The following is an 18,024-nucleotide window of genomic DNA, read 5'->3' as shown; positions in this document are numbered from 1 at the left end:
TTTGCTCTGGCCATGCCAGTTAAAACTTTTTCCTTAAATTTAAATATAATCTGTTTGAATTATTTTCCTCTTGGAACGTGGCTTCAAAATTAACAGACATGTATAGCTTTTTGTTGAAATGATATGATAAATCAACTTCACCAATACTTTGCTTAAGTTGTGTTGATGTATTCACGTAGTCGAATTTAACCCATCGATAGTTCAGGACACTATAGAGTTTTCCATTTAAAAGATTTTTCGACAACCGTCCCCCAAAGACTTGCCCATCCAAATAACCGGTTTGCATCATATTTCCGTTAAGAGTAAAGGAGGCATTTATAAAGGGCACGCTGGAATATGTGACATTGGCCGATAAAGTATTGTTGGCCCTGGGGTCTTCGTCTCTAGATCGGGTACCCGCACTGAAACCCAGGTTCATATATTTGATGGGCTTGTAGTTCAGCCTGAAACGATAACCTTGCCGGCTCGATTGTTGTATGATTTCATCGGCATAGTTTTGGAACGTTTTGTAGTAGATTACATTTTTACGGTTATCATACGAGCCAAAGAGTGATATTTTGCCCGAGAAGCGGTAACGTAAAGAGACATATAACCCAATAAGGTTCAATTCAGTTTTATCGGTGCCATCTTCCAGTTTATATAAGTCTAACTCTATCGATGAAAATAATGTCACATCCTTAAAGATGGAGTTGCTGTGCTGAAGATAGACAAACCTACGATCGATATTTCCAGCATTACGTTGCTCAAAAATTGCGAACGAAGATTGCGCAAAACCATTGGTCACTTTTGACTGGTGTCCAATGTACGCTCCGTATTCAAGTAGGTCGGGATTAAAACCATAATCCTCGTAATCAGGTCTGCTACCCACAACAACACCAGTATATAAACTGTTCCATTGTTTTTGAAACTGGAAGCCATCCACTGCACCTACATTGGCAATTTTAGGGTTTATTTTACGACCAGTCCATAAAGAAGTAGCTTCGTTAAATTCATACTTTAAAGCTAAGCTGTAAATTTTTAAGGCATCGCTCAAATTATCTTTGACTCTGTCCCATTCTCCCGATTTATGCGTAAACGAGAGGTAGGTTTCAAAGGATACTTTTGAATCGGAGATATTTTTTGCATCCATCGAGAGCCTGTATCTATAACGGTGTGAGTTGTACTGGTCGGCTTCGGCAAAAGTGGAATAGGAGGAGAGGGATAATCGTCCCGAAAAATCACTCCGCCGGCTTCGTCTATTAGATTTATCTCCAACTTTGCTTAATGCTTGTTCGTTAATATCTTTTTCTATTATATCCTTTTCATGAATAGGAAAAACTGTTTTTTCTTTAATTGTAGCAAGCAATATATCGCCTACTTTAAAAGTGTTATCTCCAATCGGAACGCAAAGGCACGACATGGAGGATAGATGCATCACCAACAAAGCAGGAACCCTGACTTCATTTTTCATTGTATATAAAGTATCCCCTTTTTCTATCTTCTGGGTGCTTCCAAACTTCACATATACGTTTTGTCCCGTGATATAAGAAACCTCACCACTCAACAGTTCAACTTTGTTCTGAGAATTCAGATTGTCCATTACCGATGTCATGAGCAGGAACAAGCTTAAGAATAGGATATGTTTATTTTGCCTGGTCATTAATTCGTATTTTTTCCTGTTGGATGACAGTTGAAGCAATTGACACTATCGTATACATAACCAGCTATTTCATTGTGCTTGGTATTCATCTCAGTCTGATTGTGTTCATGGCAAACAGTACAAGAGAACATGGCATAATTTGATGGTTCTGTATGACATTCGGTACAGTTGTTCCACTTTTCGCGATGTGCTCCGGAATAGATGGGAAAATATTGGTTGTCGTGGTCAAAGGTGCTTGGTGTCCACGCGCTTTCGGAGTGACATGTTTCACAATCTGTTGAAAACTGAGCTGTAACATGATTGGGATCATTAGTGGAATTATAGTCTGCGGAGTGACAGCCAAAGCAAGAATTGGGTGTATTGTTGTAATCGCCTTGATGACATAAATAACAATCAGCTGATACCACAGCATGAGCTCCATTTAAAGCATGGTACTCATTATGGTTTGGAAAAGATGCGGGATCCCAGCCTGGTCCTGTTTCGTGGCAATCGTCACAATTGTTGGATAATCCAATAGATGCATGGTTGGGATTTAGGGTAGCATAGTATTCGGTTAAATGGCAGCTTGAACAAAGTGTTGATGTGCCTGCAAACCCGGAAGTATGACAAGCGTTACAGTCTGCCGAGGTATGCGATCCTGTTAACGGAAAAGCCGTTGCATTATGGTCAAAGCCCGATTCGGCGTCACCTGTTGGGTGGCAGGCAAAGCATGAGGTGCTTGCATAGGTGTATCCACTCATTCCCTGATGCTCATTATCAGTTTCGGAACGGTTATGTTCATGGCAATCGATACAGCTGAACAAGGCGTAGTTTTCGGGCTGGGTATGGCAGTCCGTACAATGGTTCCATTCCCCCTTATGTTCACCCGAATAAATAGGGAAAAATGGGTCATGATCCCTGAATTCGGCTGGTTTCCAGTCTGGATCAGTGGTGTGGCATTGGGTACAGGCGTAATCAAAATCCAGGCTTTGATGTGATGGATTGGTAGTCAAAGTATAATCGCTTAGGTGGCAGCTAAAACAATCGGTCGAAAGTGGTTCGGTTAGGTTGTTGGTATGACAGGCTGCACAATCGTTTAATGCATGTCCTTTGGTCAACGGGAAAAAAGCGTGGTTGATACCTGATGCCGACCATTCAAAGGCATCAATCCGGTGGCAGTCGATACAATTGGTCGAAAAGCCTGTTTGCACATGGTTGGGATTTGTAGTAGCCTGATAATCTTTTTGATGGCAATCGATACATTCCGAACCCAGCGGTTCGAATTGCAAATGGGAAGCAGCGGTGTGGCAATCGGCACAATCGACCACCTTATGGGCGCCCAACAAAGGGAAACGGCTTTGTTCATGCAATTCTAAGGTGTTTTGAACCAACCAGGAATTTGTCTCGTGACAGCGGTTACAGTCCAGGCCAACGGTACCTGCATGAAGGTCGGTATGGCAGCTCACACAGCTGCTTTGTGCTTCAGAAAAAGCAAGACTTGTGTGGCAATCGGTACATCTGGCAAAGCGATGTTGGCCAGTGAGCACAAAGCCTGTCGAGTCGTGGTTAAAACTGGTTGACACAAAACTCCAGTCCTCGGTACTGTGGCACGTTCTGCAATCCGTTCCCTTCTCGAAACCGTGTGGGTTTTTCTGTGCAAAGCCTGCTACAGCGATACATACAAACAGTATGTTTAATGACACTTTGAACATGATATATCGTCGAATTTGTAAACAATGTAGTTCTCAACCAATCCATCCGTTAAGGTGTGGCATCTATAACATTCTAAAGTGGCGTGTTTGCCATCTAAAACGAATCGTGTATTATTATGGTCAAATTTCTCAGGCTTCCAACTAGTAAAAACGTGGCAACGTTCACATTTATTTTCCCCATTCTCAATAAATTGTTTAAAATGTATGTCGGTATGGCAAGTTACACATGAAGGATCCATGCCGGAGAATTGTTGATTCAGTCCATTTTCATCTTCCGAAAAATGACAATTGCGACAGGATACTTCCTGATGTTTGCCTTGAAGTTGATAATTTGTTTGGTTATGGTCGAATTGAATTTCGCTCCATTTAATTACCGTATGACAGCATTGGCAATTGTTTTCGGGCAGATATTTTTCGGGTAATACATCTTGATGAAAATTATCGTGGCATCGGATGCATTTGTTTTCGGCAAAAGTAAAATTCCACCCTGTTTCTGTTTTATGACAGGCAATACAAGGCGTTGCCAGATGAGCTCCTTCCAACGGAAAGTCGGTAAAGTTATGCTTTTCGATGGTATAGGTGGATGGAGCAAAGCCTTCAACGGTATGGCATTCGGCACAATCGGGCGAAGCACCTTTTTTTGCAAATTGTCTCTCGTGATAATCGCTATGGCAATCGTTACACCTGCCGTGTTTTAGTGTTGCGGTTAAGCTTTGGGTGTGACAATCCCTGCAATCGATATATTGATGTCTGCCTTTTAAGGGGAAATTTGTCATGTCATGATTAAAGCTATCCAAACCTTTCACTTGATGGAACGAAATCTCACTGTGGCACTTACGACAATCATTTCCAAACTTGCCGTTATGGATATCGGTATGGCAGTCGGTACAGTTAGCATAGTTTATTCCGGAGAACTTCTGAAATTCCTGATCGTTTTGAGTAATGATAGGATGACATTGTTCGCAATCGACGGTTTGGTGTTTGCCGATTAAGGGATAATGGGTTTGTGCATGGTCGAATCCGGGGGCAGGCCGGAAAGAATCCTGGTTGTGACAATCAAGGCAGGAGTTAGATAAGGTGCTCTGATGAAAATCGGCATGGCAAGAAAGACATTCTGTTCCTAACCCCAGATAGGATATACCGCTCTTTTTTTTGGAAATTTTATGTGTTATTAAGTCTTGCTTATGACATTCGGTACAATTGATAACGTTATGCTTTCCTTCCAGTTTGTAACCGCTTAAGTCATGGTTGAATTTATCTTTGTCAAAACGGGTAATTTCAAAATTGCGACCAAAGTGTTCGCCATGGCATTTGGCACATTTTTTACTTTCCACTTTCGAAGAAGCATGATAACCTTTTCCATGATCGATGAGGGATTGGATTTCGGTATGGCATTCCAAACATTTGGATGTGGTTTCCTTTTGGTTAAGAACATGGCATTTGGTGCAGTTCGCAAGTCCTTCGAGATGTGCATGGACTTTAGATAGTTCGCCGGGTGACAGCTGGGCATAGGAATTGAGCGCTTGTAAAAGCAAACCGAGTAAAAGTAAGTATTTCCTTGCTATTTTAACCATGCTTACACTATAGAACGGACTTACAGCCCTCTTTTTTGTTTTATGGATTGCCCAGGGTTGAAACCCTGGACAGTTAAAACCTGACCTTACAGGCCAGTACTTTACAACACTTTAATGTGCTGAAACAAATATAAGAGACGAATTAGGGTTGTCTCAAAAGTTAATATTTTGATATAACTTACAAATTATAAGCGCCTTGTAAATGGCTCTTCCCATTTGCTCCTGAGAGTAAGGGGAAGTACCGCACCATAGGTGTGGGGATGGGGATTTTTTTAGCCTTTGAGCTTTAAATCCGCAGGTTCTACGGTTAATTACAACGCTTTTAAGACAACCCTAATTTAATCACTATACAGAATGGCTTTAGCCATGGCTTAATAAACTCAATAATTGGACTTTTACAGACTACTGCCATGTTTTAAGCCAATTAAGGTTTCATCCTATGCACCAACTTAATAAGGAGGTGTTAAAGGATGTGTTTAACACCCTTACTTCTTCTTCGTCAGTATTGCTTCCCCAAACTTTTTGGTGATATTGATACCTGCATTTTTAAGGAATTGGATTGGAAGCTCACCTCCGGCAAAAATGTACACCAAATCGTTCTTTAATTCCTTGATCTCACCACTTTCAATTTTTATTTTAACCAGCTTTTCTTCTATAGAAACCAGGTTTGAATTCAATATCAGATTTAATTGTTTTTGGGTCACCGCATCTTGAATCTTTTGATTGTTCTTGGGCTTTAACCTTGAAAATTTATCTTTTCTATAGGAAAGGGTTACGCGGTTTTGCTCCATCAACAGCAATGCAGATTCTATAGCGGAATCTCCTCCGCCCACTACAACCACGTTTTTATCTTTTATCATTTCTGATTCGATTAAACGGTAGGCAACTTTTTGAGAAACTTCCCCGGGAATTCCCAGTTTTCGAGGTGACCCTCTGCGGCCAATCGTTAACAACACTTTTTTAGTGGTATACGATTCGCCATTTTTAACGATAACTTCGAACCCATTATTATGAGGTTTAATCTCTTCAACTTTTTTATTTTCGTGGATTATGATGTTGTTTTTGTCAAGTACCTCATTCCAAAGCGTTAATAGCTTGTCTTTGCTGGTTTCAAAGAGTTTAACTTTGCCATGTAACGGCAGATCCATGGGCGAAGTCATCACAATTTTTGCACGGGGAAAGGTATAAACCGTACCTCCCAAAGAATCCTGTTCCAGGGTCAGGTATTTTAATCCTAATTTTTGGGCCTGTAAGGAGGCAGAAATACCCGCCGGGCCAGCGCCTACAATAACCAGGTCATACTCCAAAGAGCCGTTTCCTTTGATATTCTTAGCCAGATTTTCAACTGCTTGCTTACCTTGCTCCACTGCATTCTTGATAAGTCCCATACCGCCCATTTCACCAGCTATATATATACCTTTCACATTGGTTTCGAAACTTTGGTCAACATGGGGTAAATCCACCCCTCTTTTTTCTGTTCCTATGTGTAGTGAAATAGCTTCTGTAGGGCAGGCGTGGAAACAAGCCCCATGTCCGATGCATTGGCTGGCATTGATAGCTGTGGCTTTCCCGTTTCGGATGCCCAGGATATCCTTTTCGGGACAGGCTTTTATACAGGCGCCGCTCTGAATACATGAGTTAACATCCACAACGGGATGCAGAGAAACAGGTTCGTGCAGTCCTTCCTGCTTGGCAACTTCTATTTTGGCTTCTACGGTTTTGGTTCTGCGGCGAAGCTTTAGCAGGTATGCACCAAATACAACTGCCACGAAAATCGCCACAACTCCATATACCAATATTTCTTCCAAAAAAACGCCCATGTCAAAAAATCCAAGTGTATCCAAATAAAGCAACCACCGCTACATGTATAACCATTATCACCAACATTATCAATGCAAAAGGAAGATGTATCACATGCCAGTGTTCCAGGAATTTATGCATGGTTTCGAGCCATGCTATTCTGCGTGTGAGTACAATTTCGGCACTGACAATTTTGATCATCCTTTTGCAAACTTTTTTACTGAGGTTATGCTGCAGTAGTTCTTGCTTGATATTTCGTCTTAATATTTTTTCAAATCGTAGTCGTTGTCTCATCTTCGAAAAGAATGATCCTTGATATAAATCTTCTTCCGAAACAAATGCGTTACTCAGAAAAGAAATTAAATCATCTTCTAAAGCGAATTTTTCTTTTAGGTCCGAGAAAAAAGAAGTTTTTTTGTGGCTAAGCTCACTCAAATTCAGTTCCCGGCCTTCGATGGTGCGAGGAATTTGAAGATAGATAAAACGCCCAACAACCCCGCTGGCGACAACAGCCACCATGCTCCAAAAACTAATGGCTACCAGGCCGCCAAACTTGAATGCTGTATGGTATAGAACCAGGAAGGGACCTAATGTGCAAAGGAAAATATGGAACTCAAGCCAATGTTTTAGCAGGCCAAGCCGGGATAGACTTCTGAACCTTTTTCGGGCCATATAGCCAAAAACACCCACAAGCATCATAAACGAACCTGTTATGCCCAATCCATGACCCACAAACCCGCTGGGTTTTAATATTTCGTTTTGATCGTGGAAGAAACGTTCTTCAAGGTTGGTTTGATAGTAGTTTGCCCCGTAAATACCAACAGCCAGCGTAACAGCGAGAGCAATTACTGTTAATGTAAGAAGATATATTCGGTGAGCTATTGGAGACATGATTATTGATGTAACGGTATCATCTAAATTTACACATTTATTCCTGTAAACAGGAACGAACAATTAAGGTATTTAAGTATTTGTAATAATTCTAAGTTGTTTGTTACGCGTATAATTTAGATCAAGGACTAGAATTGTCGATTCTACGAAGGCTGACCTTTATACACAAAAAAGGCTGTCCTCGCATGAAAACAGCCTTAGTTTTTTGTGAAATAGCGTTTTGTTGCCCCTACAAATTGATGGTGTTTAAATGTAGGCCTTCGCTTTGAATCGATCTGGCAAATTTAACAGCAGGCTTGCCAAAAACCATCATATAACCGATTTTGTGATCCTCAGGAATTCCTAAAGCGGTTTTAAGTTCAGGAGCAATATGTTCAAATACAGCTTTTAAAAAGCCATTCCAAAGCGTCCCAATCCCCATTGTATTTGCCATCAGCTCAAAATAACTCAATGAGATAATACAATCGGCCACGCCATTCGGATTAGCTTCGGCAGCGGATGCTATGATTAAATTTGGTGCATTTCGGAATAAAACATCAATTTCTTTTTCTTCCCATAAAGTCTGGAAATTACCATACATGGCTAATGCAGGAGACAGATTTTCCTTTTCCTTTCTGATGGCATCATAAACCAACTGTCTTACTTTTGACAACTGCTCTGTAGTCTCTGTTACTGAAATCAACACTTGATTCTTGTTATGTCCTGTTGGAGCATATGCAGCTGTTTCAACCAGCTTATCCAAGAGATCTTTGCTTATTTCCTCTTTTTTAAATTTACGGATGGAGCGTCTGGTTTTAATCAAGTTGCCCATTTCAATTGAAGAAGGTACCTCTCCATCAACAGGTACGCTCTCATCCGGTTTTTTGCCAAAAATAGATAATGCGCCTGTTGGACAAACAGCCAAGCAGTGCTGACATTTAATACAGTTTTTCTCCTTCCCTTCTTTGATTTCAGGAATCCCTTTTTTACCGTTGATAATTAATGTTGGGCATTCTTTTGAACATATACCACATTGGGTACATAAAGCTTTGTCTATCTTAAAATCTAACATTATCCTAATTGTATTTCTGTTGCTTCGTAAAAACTCAGCTCCGATTCTTTTTCCAACCATTCTTTTGAAACTTTACCAAATCGGGCAATATGATCGGTTGCCAAATGAGCCTCTAACTTTTCCTTTGTTTCCCATCTTTCAAACAGGAAGTATGCTGATGAACCATCGCCTTTGGGGTGGATTTCATAAGAAATACATCCATCCTCTTTTCGAGTAGTTTCTGCCAACTGATTAAACGCGACAAGGAAATTCTCTTGGTGCACCTTTGTTGGATAAAAATTGACTGTTACTATTATCATGATTGAATAATTTTACATGGATTATTTAATGGATGGCAAAGGTGAGAAAAATATCAAAAGTATCACACAAAATAAACTGACAAGATTTACTCGAGTAACAAATGAAACAGGTAAATGGTCTCTAGTAATTTAAGAATAATACTTTTCATCGCTCACTCTTTTCTTCCTAAAGTGGGCCGTTCGATTGGACTCCTTTAGGAGACTTAGAAGTGTGTGTTGGACTATTTATTTAGGCGCAATTTCCCTCATTTAAAACCTGTAAATCTTGGTAATCCTGTCTGAGTTACCGCACAAAATGGGTAAAAACCTTTTGCTCTTGTTCGGGTGCTTCTACTTTATCTCTACCGTACTCAATTAATTGTAGAAGGTAAGCCATGTTTTTACCAAGAACTCTCATGATTTGCACACCTTCTTCATCCTGATGGACATCTCCTGGGAGGGTACCGTGAATAACATTCCAATAGTTGGAAGTGGGTAGCATCATCTCAGAATAGTTCAAATAATTATTCATTTCGTTAAAAGCAGGAAGACCTCCCGAGCGTCGCACTGCAGCAATGGATGCGCCTACTTTATGACGGAATAAATTGCCGTTTGAGCCTGAAACATAAAAGGCTCTGTCCAGGAACGCTTTGATATTGGCACTTAAAGATGCATAATGCACAGGTGAACCTAAAAGTATTCCATCGGCTTCTTTCATTTTTTTAATCCACAGATTTACATCATCGTTTTTGATAATACATTTCTCATCCTGGTTATCACGACACTTGTTACAAGCCAAACATCCTTTGATACCTTTGTTTCCCAAATGGATAATTTCTGTTTCAATACCTTTTTCCTCCAATTGTTTGCAAACCATTTTCAAGGCATGCCAGGTATTCCCTTCTTTTTTGGGGCTTCCGTTAAATGCTACTACTTTCATCCCATAAGTTTTCAAATGTGTAAACGCCATTGGGTACTTCCCAAAACTTCCCATCCACATATCGGCGGTTTTTATTTAAGGACTTGATTTTCACCATTTCTTCGTCGCTTAAAGTAATATTTGTAGCCTCTAAGTTTTGTTTTAAACGGTTGGGGTTAACCGATTTAGGAATGACAGAGATGTTGCGATGGATTGCGTTGGCTAGAATTACCTGGGCAACGGAACAACCTTTGTTCTCTGCCATTTCTTTAATGATGGTATCTTCCAATAATACAGGTTCATCAGCTGCTTTTAATCCCTGAGGTCTGTCCGAAGAACCCAAAGGAGAGTATGCCGTCACATGAATATTATTCTGTTGGCAGAAGTACACCAAATTATCCTGCTGCAAATAGGGGTGAAGCTCAACTTGGTTTAATTCGGGCTTAATAACAGAATTGCCGATGAGCGATTTTAACTTTTTTGCGCTAAAATTACTTACCCCAATGTGTTTGGTCAATCCAGCGTTTACGGCATCTTCCATGCCCGCCCAGGTGTTCTCAATTGGTTGTTCTTGCAGCGAGAGGTAATGCTCCGCTTTTGTTGCATTGGGCACTTCGTGTTTAAAGGCGATAGGCCAATGGATCAAGTATAAATCTAAAAAATCCAGTCTTAAGTCTTTCAGTGTGTTTTCCAAAGCCGGAATAACATTTTTGCGCCCATGGTTGTTGTTCCAAAGTTTAGATGTGACCCATAATTCTTCACGGCTTACCATTTCATTGGCCATACAATCCTGAATGGCCTTGCCTACTTCTTTTTCGTTGCCATACACAGCGGCACAGTCAATATGGCGGTAACCAATCCGAATGGCTTCTACAACAGCACTGTATACTTCTCCTGGTGCAGACTTCCATGTTCCCAGGCCAAGGATGGGCATGGTATCGCTGTTGCTAAATGTTAGTGTTTTCATTTTGTGTTAATTATAAGGTTTGTTTGTTTACTCTGGCTTAAACTTTTTATCTTCGCGTTAAATTTAATGGATTAAGATGGAAAAAGATAATTGCAGTAACGATATCATCAATTATAACGGAAAAGAGTTTACCTGTTCTTTAGCTTTTACGCTGCAATTGATTGGAGATAAATACAAGTCATTAATCCTTTTTCATTTAAAAGATGGAGAAATGCGTTCGGGCGAACTTCAGAAAACCATCAGTGGTATTTCAAACCGCATGTTTACTTTTTCCATCAGGGCATTGGAAAAAGATGGGTTGGTAAAACGCAAAGTATATCCCGAAGTGCCTCCAAAGGTGGTTTATGAATTAACGGATGCCGCAGAAACAATTATCCCCATTATCCTTGAACTGGATAAATGGGGACAAAATTTTGCAAAAGAAAATCACTTATATGCGCCTGGCGAGTAGTGTAACTCGTACGAGTGCGAATAAATTTCAAACACTACACCAAAAGGATCTTCCACATAACACATTCGGTATGGCTTATCGCCGGGATAATATTCACGGATAGGCATACGCTGTTTTCCACCATTTTCCACCACCTTATTCACCAAACCTTCCACATCAGGGTCCTGAACGGAGAAATGGAACAAGCCGGTTTTAAAAGGTTCGAAGGTGGGTTGCGTGTCTTTGCTTTGTTTAAACTCGAACAACTCGACACCAATCCTGTCGCCGGTTGAAAGGTGTGCGATGCGGAACTTTCCCCACCCCTCGCCAAACACATCGATACACATCTGGCCGATGGCCGTTTCGTTTTCCTCAACCACGTCGGTTGGAGGCATTATCACATAAAACCCCATTACCTCAGTGTAGAATTTTACTGCCTGGTCTAAATCAGGTACTGTAATCCCGATATGCGAAAATGCTTTCGGATAAGTCTTGTTTTCTTTTTCCATCACTTTTTCTTTGGCTTGTGCACCGCTTAGTAACAAGCTAATGCCCAGCATTAATAATATTGTCTTGTTTTTCATTGTTGTTTATTATTGAATGCAATTTTAGGCTATCCCAAAGTATAAAACAATATCGCACATGGCTTGCACATAGTTACATAGGTGTGTTAAAAGCTGGTTGTTAGCATGGTGTGGCAATATTAAAAGTTGTTAAAGGTTAAGCCTATAAACCTGTAAGTCGCAAAAATAACTTTCCTGCATTAACATTGTCTATGGCCACTTGAGGCAAGTTTCGGTTGCCATCCATGTATTAACCTGCAATATGCATTAGAAATTCTATTACACATTGAAATTACTTTAAAACAAGACACTTCGTTGCATCACTTCAACTCACCAGAACGATGTTATGCCTCGTTTCAGTAATGCCTTGTTTTATTGTACTTGCAATGCTCATGACGAACCTCCAATACATAATCCGGGTTTAAAGTTGAATTTCATAAGAGAGATTTTCCATTGCCCGTTTTCCTAAATCAAATCAAAATTGTAACTTCCCACAAAAGTCCATACATTTCCACCTTGGGCTTCTAAAAAATGGGTGGCTGTTCCGTAGCAAAAAACATGGGATGTTTTCCCGTTCACGGTAGTAATAAAATTACCTACTTGATGATGCGTATGTTTAAAACCGGACAAGGCAGTTTTCCAGCTTCCGGTTATTTTCTTTTGGGGAAAGTACCGTTGCGGGATTGCCATTCAGGGAGGAATAATCGAGTTCCACTTTCGAAGCAAAAATAGATTTCACTTCTTTCCATTTTCTGTCATCAGTTGCAACAAATAACCTTGTCACTTTTTCGTTGGTAGTTTCCATTTTCTGCGCTTTTAGAATTATGGATAGAACCATTAAAATTCCAATTAATAAAGTTCTTATTTTTCATACTTTAGATGGTAACATCTTTTTTTGTTACCGCATTAATTGCAATATAACGCGATAACGGTATCGTGTAAATAGTTTTTTTAGTTCTGTGTCTCAGTTTTGTTATACGCTTTCCAAACTAAAATTAGGCATCCTTTCCATCATACTCACTTCGATGCTCAGGAATCCGTATTCTTCAACGACAGTGCCTTCGATAATATAACAACCTGGCCCACGGAAAGGATATATTTGCGCAACAGGAGGGAAGTGGACTGTATCCAGCCAATGCCCGTCCAGGTCTATCCAGGTACCGAAAAACATGGTTTTGCCGTTGGAGGTGCGGGTAGGTTTACGGTGAATAAGATATCCAACAATACGAACCAGTTTGCCAATAAGTTGTGGCAGATGGCAGGCTTTTAGGGAGGAGGGGAGCTCGTCTTGTACCAATTCAAAGGGCGAGCGAATAGACAAGCCCAGTAACTCCATCTCGTCAAAAGCATCCTCCAGGCGGTGTTTCCAGAGTGTGGGAAGCTGAAATTCTTTTACCTCGGCTTGGAAAAGGGTGCGTTCGGGTTTGGTCTTTTTGTTGTGCCCCAAAAGAAAGTGGGCGTCCCAAAGCAGCTCCTTTTTGCCGGTACCGGTAAAACGGAAAGCGCCAATGCGGATAAGGATAGATAATTGCTCCAAGCTGATGGGAACTCGTTTAACGAAATCACGAAGGTGAAGAAAGTTGCCGTGTAAGCCTCTTTCGTTTAAGAAGCTTCTGACGACTTCTTTTTCCAGATCCCTCAGTAAGTAAAAGCCCAGGAAAATGGTGTTTCCACGGATGGTATTTTCCCAATGACTGCGATTGATACAAGGTACTTCAATTATAGCCCCATGCATCACGGCATCGTGAAGGTAAAGTTGTGGAGAATAAAAACCGCCACCATTGTTGAGCGTGGCCACCATATACTCCAAAGGGTAATAAGCTTTGAGATATAGCGCCTGGAAGCTTTCTACCGCGTAACTGGCCGAGTGACCCTTGGCAAAGGCGTAGTTGGCAAAGCTTTCTATCTGCCGCCAAATGTTCTGAACCACATCATCGGGATAACCTTTTTGTTGGCAGTTGGCAAAAAACTTGTTCCGCACCTTCCCAAACTCGTTTCTTTGTTTGAATTTCCACGACATGCCCCTTCGCAGCACATCGGCTTCATCAAGGGCCAGTCCGGCAAAGTAATGGGCTACCTTAATCACATCCTCCTGGTATACCATTACGCCATAGGTTTCTTCCAGAATTTCGTACAATGCAGGCAAGGCTTTTTGAGCTTCTTCTCGTTTTTTCTTGTTCTGAAAACGGATAATATATTCACGCATCATCCCGCTTTTGGCCACCCCTGGCCTGATGATGGAGCTGGCTGCCACCAAACGCTTGTAGTCTTCGGCTTTGAGCTTGGTGAGCAGCATACGCATGGCTGGCGATTCAATATAAAAACATCCGATGGCTTGACCTTTTTTCAGCATTTGTTTTACTTTGGGGTCTTCCATAAACACCTTGGTGTTGTTGATGTCGATGTCGATTCCATGGTTTTCCTTGATGATGCCCAGCGTATCTTTTATCTTGCCCAACCCTCGTTGGCTTAGAATATCAAATTTATGCAGGCCAAGATCTTCGGCAATATACATGTCGAACTGAGTGGAAGGAAAGCCTTTGGGCAACAGCTCAGTGGCCGAATAATTACTGATGGGTTCTTCGGAAATGAGGATGCCGCTGGAGTGAATGCTGGGATGGCTGGGGAAATCGGCGATGTATGCACTGTAACGAATCACCCATTTGCCATATTCGTCAGCCAGGTCAGGATCGGGGTTTCTTTGCAGGCGGGTAATCTCCTCCTCGGGCAAACCGAATACTTTGCCTATCTCCCTAAAAGCCGATTTATGGTTAAAGGTGATAAAAGTGCCCAGTAAAACGGTGCGGTCCCATCCGTATTTGTCAAACAAATAACGGGTTACATCGTCACGGTCGGTCCACGAAAAATCAATGTCAAAGTCGGGAGGCGAGGTGCGATGTGTGTTGATAAAGCGCTCGAAGTATAAGTCAAGCTCTACGGGGTCAACATTGGTGATGCGTAATAGGTAAGCCACCAAACTGTTGGCGCCGCTTCCCCGTCCCACATGGTAATAGCCTCTGCTAAGTGCATACTGAACCAGATCCCAATTGATAAGGAAGTAAGCACAAAAATCTAGTTCCCTGATCACGCTTAATTCTTTGTCTAAACGGGTTAACACTTTATCGCTGACCGTGTCATACCTATATTGCAGACCTTTGTGGGCTTCAGCTTTTAATCGTTGAAAATCTTCTTCCTCGGAGCTGGTGAATAGCTTTTTGTTTTTGTTGGTTTTAAACGTGAACTCCATGCTGCAAGCATCCAGCAAATATTGGGTATTGGCGATTATTTGTGGATAGTTCTCGTAAATAGAACGCAGCTCGGCATGGCTTTTATATTGGTTGTCGAAACTGGCCTGTTCGTTTTTGTCTAGCTTGCTCAGCAAGGTGTTCTTATCAATGGCACGCAACAAACGGTGGATATTGTAATCCCGTTTATTGCGAAAGGTGGCCGTTTGCAGTACGACTAATTTGTTCAGGTGTTTTTTCCAGGGACTAAAAGGTAAATTCCTTAGGTCTTGAGGGCTAATCCCTATGTACTCGTAATCTTCCAGTTTTCGGAGTTGGGACTGAAAAGGATATACCACAAAAACATGCAGAAAGTGATCCGGCGCATCGGGTTCAAATTTCTGTTTGTGATGTAGGTGAGGGGTGATAAATTCGTTGAGCTCTCTAAAACCATCGGCATTTTTGGCGATAGCCACGTATTGCTGCTGTGCTCCGTTTCGGATATCTACCCCAACAACCGGACGAATATTGTGTTCCGGTGCTAAACGGACAAAATCGAGGCTGACAGCCGTATTGTTGATATCGGTGAGTGCCACCACGGAATGCCCCCCTTGGGAGACTTCCTCTAGCAGTTCTTCTACCGACAGTGCCCCGTATTTAAAACTATAATATGAATGACAATTTAAAAGCATCCTTAATCTTAAGAAATATCACTAAAGCAATGGGTTCGTAAAAAACATTAAGACCAATAGCCAACGGCCAAAAACTAATAGCCAATAGCTTTTTACTAATGACCGTTGACTAAAGTATTCTGACTGAAGACTGTTGGCTAAACTGCCTACTGTCTCCTGTGTGCAGGGATAACCGGGGCCTGACCGTTAAACGGATTTGTGCCTCCGATGCTTTTGGACCCCATGCCTATGGCACGCTTTACAGCATTTTGTCCGTAGCGGTTTCGCATGCGGTCCATAGCCTGGTACAGCTTGATTATTTTTTCAGAATCCTCAAACAGCCTGATCTGATAACTGCCTCCAATTAAGCTGCTCAACCGTACGCCTATCAACCTAATCAACACACGACGGTCATACATTTTTTCAAATAGGTCGAGTACGGTGTTAATAATGGTATGATCCAGTGAAGTATAAGTAACCCTTCTTTGTTTGGTGTAGGTTTGAAAGTCGGAATACCTTATCTTAAGCGTAATGCAGGCCGTTAATTTATTTCCGTTCCGTAACTGGTAAGCCAGGTTTTCGGCCATAGCTACTAAAATACTGCGCAGTTTAACCACGTCAGTGGTATCCTTTTCAAAGGTTCGTTCGGTGGATATAGACTTACGTTCGTGCCAGGCAATAACAGGTGTGTTATCGATGCCGTGTGCCTTTTTCCAAATAATGGTACCGTTTTTCCCCAATACACGTTCCATCAGTTCCATGGGCATTTCCTGAACTGTCTTCACTTTTTCTATCCCCAGGCTTCGCAGCTTATGATAGGTTTTGTCGCCCACCATAGGTATTTTTTTTATGGATAGCGGAGCCAGAAAAGACTTTTCGTTTCCCTCAGGGATCTGAATGTGGTTGTTGGGTTTGGCCTCTCCCGTTCCCACCTTAGAAACGGTTTTGCTGGTGGATAGTCCAAATGAAATGGGCAGGTGGGTTTCTTTCAAAATCCTCTTCCGAAGTTCCTGCGACCAGAGATAGCTGGTTTGTATAAACCTGTCCATTCCGGTGATGTCTACATAAAACTCGTCGATGGATGATTTTTCAAAAAGAGGTGACTGTTCCCTGATAATGTCGGTTACCATATCCGAAAACTTGCCGTAAATACCACTGTTGCCTCTGATCACCACTGCATCGGGACATAACATGCGAGCCATTTTCATGGGCATGGCCGAATGAATACCATAAGTGCGGGCCTCATAACTACAAGCAGCCACCACGCCCCTGTCCGAAGTGCCACCGATAAGCACTGGTCGATTGTTTAATTTGCTGTCCAACAATCTTTCGCACGACACAAAGAATGTGTCCAAATCCAGATGTAAAATAGTTCTTCTCACGATTGTCGATTATTTCGTCATTATTATGACTATAAATTAGTCAAAAAATTTTATATTTGAAAGAAGAAAAGATATTAAGTGAGGTTGTTTTTGTGTTTGGGCTAAAGCCCGACTCGTATGGTGTCAATGTTCCCCAAGCTAGAGCATGGGGCTAGTTATTTAATGTTATAAACTGATTGTTATGCATTTTCCGGAAAATATTAAATTTTTACGCAAGCGACGCAAACTGTCGCAGGCCGATTTGGCCGCTCAATTGGAGCTGACCCGAACCACCTTGGCCGGCTACGAAAAAAATATTCAACCACCTTTTAAGGTGTTGATCCGATTCGCCGATTTTTTTAACCTGTCCATTGATGCTTTGGTTAGGTATGATTTGCAGGCCTTGTCGGAATTTCAGCTTTCCCAGATAGAGGATGGCTTTGATATTGACGTAACAGGTAAGAAATTAAGACTGCTCACTATTTCGGTAGATAACGAGGGTAAGGAAAATATTGAGATGGTTCCGGTTAAGGCGCAGGCAGGATATACCAACAGCTATGGAGATCTGGATTTCATCGGTTCGTTGGATAAATTTTCACTCCCATTTCTGCCCAAAGATAAAACCTACCGGACGTTCCAAATCCAAGGTGATTCCATGTTGCCTGTACCGGAAGGCTCATGGGTAACCTGTTCGTATATTCAGGACTGGACAAATATCAAAGATGGAACGCCTTGCATTATCGTTACCCAGGACGATGGCATTGTTTTTAAATTGGTATACAAAAAACTTGAAGGGAAACAGAGCTTACAACTGGTATCTACTAACCGGAATTATAAACCTTACGAACTTTCTATTAAAAAGGTAGTGGAAATATGGAAGTTTGAGACCTACAACAGGTTTGAGATAGAGGGCTCCCAGTTTTCAGTCAACAATAACCAGTAATGATTATATTTGGCTTTACTTA

The 18,024-nt window shown here is 41.4% G+C and carries 16 protein-coding genes; 2 read left to right on the top strand and 14 right to left on the bottom strand.

Translation table 11 applies throughout. The features are described 5' to 3' along the window. Positions 1 to 19 precede the first annotated feature (19 nt). From ACT29I_RS02875 to ACT29I_RS02835, 9 genes are all read right to left on the bottom strand, one after another. The gene (locus ACT29I_RS02875; RefSeq protein WP_444792659.1) at positions 20 to 1,639 is read right to left on the bottom strand and encodes a hypothetical protein; all 1,620 of its coding nucleotides are present in this window, start codon (positions 1,637 to 1,639) and stop codon (positions 20 to 22) included. Beyond that, entirely contained in the window at positions 1,639 to 3,330 is a 1,692-nt protein-coding gene (locus ACT29I_RS02870; protein ID WP_444792658.1) for a hypothetical protein, read from the bottom strand. Before ACT29I_RS02870 ends, ACT29I_RS02875 begins: the two co-directional genes overlap by 1 nt. Then, complete coding sequence (locus ACT29I_RS02865; protein WP_444792657.1) at positions 3,312 to 4,904, bottom strand: hypothetical protein; 1,593 nt, start codon at positions 4,902 to 4,904, stop codon at positions 3,312 to 3,314. The genes ACT29I_RS02870 and ACT29I_RS02865 overlap by 19 nt, the downstream gene beginning before the upstream one ends. Positions 4,905 to 5,389: 485 nt before the next feature. Then, positions 5,390 to 6,724, bottom strand: coding sequence for an NAD(P)-binding domain-containing protein (locus tag ACT29I_RS02860; protein WP_444792656.1), 1,335 nt, complete (start codon positions 6,722 to 6,724; stop codon positions 5,390 to 5,392). A 1-nt stretch (position 6,725) separates the two neighbouring features. Next, on the bottom strand, positions 6,726 to 7,595 hold the full coding sequence (locus ACT29I_RS02855) for a hypothetical protein (protein WP_444792655.1): 870 nt from the start codon (positions 7,593 to 7,595) through the stop codon (positions 6,726 to 6,728). 229 nt (positions 7,596 to 7,824) lie between these two features. Beyond that, positions 7,825 to 8,646, bottom strand: coding sequence for a nitroreductase family protein (locus ACT29I_RS02850; RefSeq protein ID WP_444792654.1), 822 nt, complete (start codon positions 8,644 to 8,646; stop codon positions 7,825 to 7,827). Further along, positions 8,646 to 8,945, bottom strand: coding sequence for a putative quinol monooxygenase (locus ACT29I_RS02845; protein ID WP_430932227.1), 300 nt, complete (start codon positions 8,943 to 8,945; stop codon positions 8,646 to 8,648). The genes ACT29I_RS02850 and ACT29I_RS02845 overlap by 1 nt, the downstream gene beginning before the upstream one ends. A gap of 283 nt (positions 8,946 to 9,228) precedes the next feature. After that, positions 9,229 to 9,864 (bottom strand): flavodoxin family protein, encoded by a 636-nt coding sequence (locus ACT29I_RS02840; protein ID WP_430932226.1) that lies wholly within the window; start codon positions 9,862 to 9,864, stop codon positions 9,229 to 9,231. Continuing rightward, positions 9,845 to 10,810, bottom strand: coding sequence for an aldo/keto reductase (locus ACT29I_RS02835; RefSeq protein WP_430932225.1), 966 nt, complete (start codon positions 10,808 to 10,810; stop codon positions 9,845 to 9,847). The genes ACT29I_RS02840 and ACT29I_RS02835 overlap by 20 nt, the downstream gene beginning before the upstream one ends. Positions 10,811 to 10,886: 76 nt before the next feature. Between ACT29I_RS02835 and ACT29I_RS02830 the strand changes: the two genes are divergently transcribed. Then, entirely contained in the window at positions 10,887 to 11,261 is a 375-nt protein-coding gene (locus ACT29I_RS02830; protein ID WP_430932224.1) for a winged helix-turn-helix transcriptional regulator, read from the top strand. On the opposite strand, the gene ACT29I_RS02825 is transcribed toward ACT29I_RS02830, so the two are convergent. The 5 genes from ACT29I_RS02825 to dinB form a co-directional block, all read right to left on the bottom strand. Then, positions 11,237 to 11,824 (bottom strand): lactoylglutathione lyase family protein, encoded by a 588-nt coding sequence (locus tag ACT29I_RS02825; RefSeq protein WP_430932223.1) that lies wholly within the window; start codon positions 11,822 to 11,824, stop codon positions 11,237 to 11,239. The two genes, ACT29I_RS02830 and ACT29I_RS02825, sit on opposite strands and share 25 nt — an antisense overlap. A 444-nt stretch (positions 11,825 to 12,268) precedes the next feature. Then, positions 12,269 to 12,493 carry a nuclear transport factor 2 family protein gene (locus ACT29I_RS02820; protein WP_444792653.1) on the bottom strand — a complete coding sequence of 75 codons (225 nt, stop codon included), beginning with the start codon at positions 12,491 to 12,493 and terminating at the stop codon, positions 12,269 to 12,271. Next, on the bottom strand, positions 12,420 to 12,608 hold the full coding sequence (locus tag ACT29I_RS02815) for a hypothetical protein (RefSeq protein ID WP_444792784.1): 189 nt from the start codon (positions 12,606 to 12,608) through the stop codon (positions 12,420 to 12,422). Before ACT29I_RS02815 ends, ACT29I_RS02820 begins: the two co-directional genes overlap by 74 nt. Positions 12,609 to 12,776: 168 nt before the next feature. Then, a complete protein-coding gene (locus ACT29I_RS02810; protein ID WP_430932221.1) occupies positions 12,777 to 15,719 on the bottom strand; it encodes a DNA polymerase III subunit alpha in 2,943 nt (980 codons plus the stop codon). Positions 15,720 to 15,865: 146 nt separating this feature from the next. Then, the gene (gene dinB / locus ACT29I_RS02805) at positions 15,866 to 17,080 is read right to left on the bottom strand and encodes a DNA polymerase IV (RefSeq protein WP_430932220.1); all 1,215 of its coding nucleotides are present in this window, start codon (positions 17,078 to 17,080) and stop codon (positions 15,866 to 15,868) included. 181 nt (positions 17,081 to 17,261) lie between these two features. Between dinB and ACT29I_RS02800 the strand changes: the two genes are divergently transcribed. Then, on the top strand, positions 17,262 to 18,002 hold the full coding sequence (locus tag ACT29I_RS02800; RefSeq protein ID WP_430932219.1) for an XRE family transcriptional regulator: 741 nt from the start codon (positions 17,262 to 17,264) through the stop codon (positions 18,000 to 18,002). The last annotated feature ends 22 nt before the right edge of the window (positions 18,003 to 18,024 follow it).

Source organism: Saccharicrinis sp. GN24d3, assembly GCF_052400645.1.
GTDB lineage: Bacteria > Bacteroidota > Bacteroidia > Bacteroidales > Marinilabiliaceae > Saccharicrinis.
The sequence above is the reverse complement of the archived record's forward strand: the minus strand, read 5'-3'. Positions and strand labels throughout refer to the sequence as shown.

Coding starts and splice junctions, on each gene's coding strand:
- ACT29I_RS02875 (WP_444792659.1), bottom strand. CDS start 1,639: ATGACCAGGCAAAATAAACATATCCTATTCTTAAGCTTGTTCCTGCTC.
- ACT29I_RS02865 (WP_444792657.1), bottom strand. CDS start 4,904: ATGGTTAAAATAGCAAGGAAATACTTACTTTTACTCGGTTTGCTTTTA.
- ACT29I_RS02845 (WP_430932227.1), bottom strand. CDS start 8,945: ATGATAATAGTAACAGTCAATTTTTATCCAACAAAGGTGCACCAAGAG.
- ACT29I_RS02800 (WP_430932219.1), top strand. CDS start 17,262: ATGCATTTTCCGGAAAATATTAAATTTTTACGCAAGCGACGCAAACTG.
- ACT29I_RS02855 (WP_444792655.1), bottom strand. CDS start 7,595: ATGTCTCCAATAGCTCACCGAATATATCTTCTTACATTAACAGTAATT.
- ACT29I_RS02835 (WP_430932225.1), bottom strand. CDS start 10,810: ATGAAAACACTAACATTTAGCAACAGCGATACCATGCCCATCCTTGGC.
- ACT29I_RS02870 (WP_444792658.1), bottom strand. CDS start 3,330: ATGTTCAAAGTGTCATTAAACATACTGTTTGTATGTATCGCTGTAGCA.
- ACT29I_RS02830 (WP_430932224.1), top strand. CDS start 10,887: ATGGAAAAAGATAATTGCAGTAACGATATCATCAATTATAACGGAAAA.
- ACT29I_RS02810 (WP_430932221.1), bottom strand. CDS start 15,719: ATGCTTTTAAATTGTCATTCATATTATAGTTTTAAATACGGGGCACTG.
- ACT29I_RS02850 (WP_444792654.1), bottom strand. CDS start 8,646: ATGTTAGATTTTAAGATAGACAAAGCTTTATGTACCCAATGTGGTATA.
- ACT29I_RS02825 (WP_430932223.1), bottom strand. CDS start 11,824: ATGAAAAACAAGACAATATTATTAATGCTGGGCATTAGCTTGTTACTA.
- ACT29I_RS02820 (WP_444792653.1), bottom strand. CDS start 12,493: ATGGCAATCCCGCAACGGTACTTTCCCCAAAAGAAAATAACCGGAAGC.
- ACT29I_RS02860 (WP_444792656.1), bottom strand. CDS start 6,724: ATGGGCGTTTTTTTGGAAGAAATATTGGTATATGGAGTTGTGGCGATT.
- ACT29I_RS02815 (WP_444792784.1), bottom strand. CDS start 12,608: ATGGAAACTACCAACGAAAAAGTGACAAGGTTATTTGTTGCAACTGAT.
- ACT29I_RS02840 (WP_430932226.1), bottom strand. CDS start 9,864: ATGAAAGTAGTAGCATTTAACGGAAGCCCCAAAAAAGAAGGGAATACC.